Source organism: Variovorax sp. 01T439_2 (assembly GCF_056398445.1).
Window position 1 is genome coordinate 1 of record NZ_JBFTPJ010000514.1, and the last position, 4225, is coordinate 4225.

The window sequence follows — 4225 nt, forward strand, 5'->3', positions numbered from 1 at the left end:
ATGCCACGCAATGCGGCGGCAAGGAAAACTGCCTGGGCGAAGCCGGCCGCTGCATGACGCACGAGCTCTGGGCCTCGCTGAACCAGCGCATGGTCGAGTTCCTCGATTCCGTCACGCTGCAGAAGCTGGTCGACGACCAGATCGCCAAGGGCGTGCAGATCGAGAACAAGCCAGTCGTCAAGCGCGCGATTTCCGCGCAGCCGGTGGTCAAGCCGATTCGCGTGAACGCGCCGAATTCGGTGTTTGCCCTCGGCAACGCCTTCGCGAAGTCCTGAAGAAGCCGCGGAGCGCCTTCGGGCGCTGCCGCGAGAAGCCCAGATCAAAGAAACAACCCCACGCCAGCCCGAGCCAGCCATGGACGTCACTCCTCATTTCCCGATCTATCTCGATTACGGCGCCACCACGCCGGTTGACCCGCGTGTGGTCGACGCCATGATCCCCTGGTTGCGCGAGCATTTCGGCAACCCGGCGTCGCGCAGCCATGCCTGGGGCTGGGAGGCTGAAGAGGCGGTCGAGAAGGCGCGCGGCTACGTGGCCGAGCTGATCGGAGCCGACCCGCGCGAGATCGTCTGGACCTCCGGCGCCACCGAGTCGAACAACCTCGCGCTCAAGGGCGCGGCCCATTTCTACAAGGGCAAGGGCAAGCACCTCATCACGGTGAAGACCGAGCACAAGGCCGTGCTCGACACCATGCGCGAGCTCGAGCGCCAGGGCTTCGAAGTCACCTACATGGACGTCGAGGAAAACGGCCTGCTCGACCTGGACAAGTTCAAGGCGGCGATCCGCCCCGACACCATCCTTGCGAGCGTGATGTACGTCAACAACGAGATCGGCGTCATCCAGGACGTGGTCGCGCTCGGCAATGCCTGCCGCGAAAAGGGCGTGATCTTCCATGTCGACGCGGCCCAGGCCACCGGCAAGGTCGAGATCGACATTGCCAAGCTGCCCATCGACCTGATGAGCCTGGCTTCGCACAAGACCTACGGCCCCAAGGGCATCGGCGCGCTGTACGTACGCCGCAAGCCCCGCGTGCGGCTCGAGGCACAGATGCACGGCGGCGGCCACGAGCGCGGCATGCGTTCGGGCACGCTGCCCACGCACCAGATCGTGGGCATGGGCGAGGCCTTCCGCATCGCCAAGCTCGAAATGAAGGAAGACATCGCCAAGGCGGCGCGCCTGCAGAAGCGCCTGCTCGACGGCCTGAAGGACGTGGACCAGGTGTTCATCAACGGCGACCTCGAGCAGCGTGTGCCGCACAACCTGAACATGAGCTTCAACTACGTGGAAGGCGAGTCGCTGATCATGGGCATCAAGGGCCTGGCGGTGTCGTCGGGTTCGGCCTGCACCTCGGCCAGCCTCGAACCCAGCTACGTGCTGCGCGCCCTCGGCCGCAGCGACGAACTGGCCCACAGCAGCCTGCGCATGACCATCGGCCGTTTCACGACCGAGGAAGAAATCGACTACGCCATCTCAACCATCAAGCACAACGTCGCCAAGCTGCGCGAGCTGAGCCCCCTGTGGGAGATGTTCCAGGACGGCGTCGACATCAGCACGATCCAGTGGTCGGCCCACTGACGCATTGAACAAAGTTTGAGAGGTACACCATGGCATATTCATCCAAGGTCATCGACCACTACGAAAACCCCCGCAACGTCGGCTCCTTCGAAAAGGGCGACGACTCGGTCGGCACCGGCATGGTCGGCGCGCCGGCCTGCGGCGACGTCATGAAGCTGCAGATCAAGGTCAACCCCGAAACCGGCGTGATCGAAGACGCGCGCTTCAAGACCTACGGCTGCGGCTCGGCCATTGCGTCGTCCTCGCTCGTGACCGAGTGGGTCAAGGGCAAGACGCTCGACGAAGCCGCGGCGCTCAAGAACGCGCAGATCGCCGAGGAACTGGCGCTGCCGCCCGTCAAGATCCATTGCTCGATCCTGGCCGAAGACGCCATCAAGGCCGCCGTGAGCGACTACAAGGCCAAGCACGGCGCCAAGACGGCAGAAGCCGAACCATCGGCAGTCCACTGACATGGCCGTTACGCTGACCGAAGCCGCCGCGCGCCACGTCACCCGCTACCTCGGCAAACGCGGCAAGGGCGTGGGCGTGCGGCTGGGCGTGAAGACCACCGGCTGCTCGGGCCTGGCCTACAAGCTCGAGTACGTGGACGAGTTCGCGCCTGAAGACGTGGTGTTCGAAGACCACGGCGTGAAGGTGCTGGTCGACCCCAAGAGCCTGGCCTACATCGACGGCACGCAGCTCGACTTCGTGCGCGAAGGCCTGAACGAAGGCTTCAAGTTCATCAATCCGAACGAGCGGGACCGCTGCGGTTGCGGAGAGAGTTTCCGCATCTGATGCGCCGTCGCTGACAGCGACCACAGCCGCCACCATGTCATGTGCTGGCGGTTTTTTCTTGCCATGAACCTCAACGACACCGACTTTCAACTGTTCGCAGTCCCCGCAACCTTCGCGCAGGACCGCGCCGTGCTCGACGCCCGGTGGAAGGAACTGCAGCGCGAGGCCCATCCCGACCGCTTTGCCGCGCAGGGCGCCGCGGCGCAGCGCGTGGCGATGCAATGGTCGGTGCGCATCAACGAGGCCTACCAGCGCCTCAAGGACCCGATCCGGCGGGCCAGCTACATCTGCGAACTCCACGGTGCGCCGCTGAATGCCGAGAACAACACCGCCATGCCGCCCGATTTCCTGATGCAGCAGATGGAATGGCGCGAGGCGCTCGACGACGCCGGCGACACCGCCGCGGTCGAGCAGCTGCAGGCCGAAGTCGAGGCCGGCCGCGCCCGCGCGCTGTCATCGCTCGACTGGCTGATCGACGAGAAGGGCGACTACCCGGCCGCCGCGCAGCAGGTGAGAGCCCTCATGTTCATTGAGCGCTTCGGACAGGACGTCGAAGCCAAATTCGATCAGTTGGGACAATAGCCGGTATGGCTCTTCTTCAAATTTCCGAACCCGGCCAGGCGCCCGATCCGCATCAGCGCCGCATTGCCGTGGGCATCGACCTGGGCACCACGCATTCGCTGGTGGCCGCGGTGCGCAATGGCGTGGCCGAATGCCTGCCTGACGACCAGGGCCGCGTGATCCTGCCTTCCGCCGTGCGCTATCTCGACCGCGAGCGGCGCCAGATCGGCTTCGACGCGCTCGCCGCGCGCGCGCAGGACGCCGCGAACACCATCACCTCGGTCAAGCGCCTCATGGGCCGCGGGCTGGCCGACATCGCCAACCGCGAGTCGATGTCGTACCGGCTGGTGGACGAGGGCGGCATGGTCAAGGTGGAGACGGCTGCCGGCATCAAGTCGCCGGTGGAGATCAGCGCCGAGATCCTGGCCACCTTGCGCTACCGCGCCGAAGACACCTTCGACGGCGAGCTCTACGGCGCCGTCATCACCGTGCCGGCCTACTTCGACGAAGGCCAGCGCCAGGCCACCAAGGACGCCGCGCAGCTTGCCGGCCTCAACGTGCTGCGCCTGATCAGCGAGCCCACGGCCGCGGCCATCGCCTACGGCCTGGACAACGCGAGCGAAGGCGTCTACGCCGTCTACGACCTGGGCGGCGGCACCTTCGACATCTCGATCCTGCGGCTCACGCAGGGCGTGTTCGAGGTCATTGCCACGGGTGGCGACTCGGCCCTGGGCGGCGACGACTACGACCACGCGCTCGCCGACTTCGTGCTCGCGCAAACCGGCCTGCAGGTGGGCAGCGACGCCGACAAGGCCGCCGTGCTGGTGGCTGCCCGTGCGGCCAAGGAGGCGCTGACCGATGCCGATTCCGTGGCGTTCCACGCCGAGCTTGCCGGCGGCGCCGCCCGTTTCGACCTGGCGCGCGCGCAATTCGACGCCGCCACCAAGCCGCTCACCGACCGCACGATCGCGGCGGTTCGCAAGGCGCTGCGCGACGCGAAGCTCAAGCCCGACGACCTGCAAGGGATCGTGCTGGTCGGCGGCTCCACCCGCATGCCGCAGATCCGCCGCGCCGTCGCCGAATTCTTCGGCCGCGAGCCGCTCGTCAACCTGAACCCCGACGAGGTCGTGGCGCTCGGCGCCGCCATCCAGGCCAACCAGCTGGCCGGCAACAACGGCGCGGGCGATCTGCTGCTGCTCGACGTGATCCCGCTGTCGCTGGGCATCGAGACCATGGGCGGGCTGGTCGAGCGCATCGTGCCGCGCAACCAGACCAGTCCCACGGCAATGGCGCAGGACTTCACCACCTACCAGGA

The 4225-nt window shown here is 66.4% G+C and carries 5 protein-coding genes and 1 pseudogene; all 6 read left to right on the top strand.

All coding sequences use genetic code 11. The features are described from left to right. Positions 1 to 275 (top strand): annotated as a pseudogene (locus AC1DOC_RS21930) (DNA-binding protein); the annotation flags it as partial. A 79-nt stretch (positions 276 to 354) separates the two neighbouring features. Continuing rightward, positions 355 to 1575, top strand: a complete 1221-nt coding sequence (locus AC1DOC_RS21935) for an IscS subfamily cysteine desulfurase (RefSeq protein ID WP_012747261.1) — start codon at positions 355 to 357, stop codon at positions 1573 to 1575. A gap of 29 nt (positions 1576 to 1604) precedes the next feature. Next, the gene (iscU, locus tag AC1DOC_RS21940) at positions 1605 to 2024 is read left to right on the top strand and encodes a Fe-S cluster assembly scaffold IscU (RefSeq protein ID WP_012747262.1); all 420 of its coding nucleotides are present in this window, start codon (positions 1605 to 1607) and stop codon (positions 2022 to 2024) included. A gap of 1 nt (position 2025) precedes the next feature. Further along, positions 2026 to 2349, top strand: a complete 324-nt coding sequence (gene iscA / locus AC1DOC_RS21945; protein ID WP_012747263.1) for an iron-sulfur cluster assembly protein IscA — start codon at positions 2026 to 2028, stop codon at positions 2347 to 2349. Positions 2350 to 2412: 63 nt separating this feature from the next. Beyond that, entirely contained in the window at positions 2413 to 2931 is a 519-nt protein-coding gene (gene hscB, locus AC1DOC_RS21950) for a Fe-S protein assembly co-chaperone HscB (RefSeq protein WP_062361677.1), read from the top strand. A gap of 5 nt (positions 2932 to 2936) precedes the next feature. After that, on the top strand, positions 2937 to 4225 hold a 1289-nt coding region (gene hscA / locus AC1DOC_RS21955), incomplete at its 3' end, for a Fe-S protein assembly chaperone HscA (protein WP_478130473.1).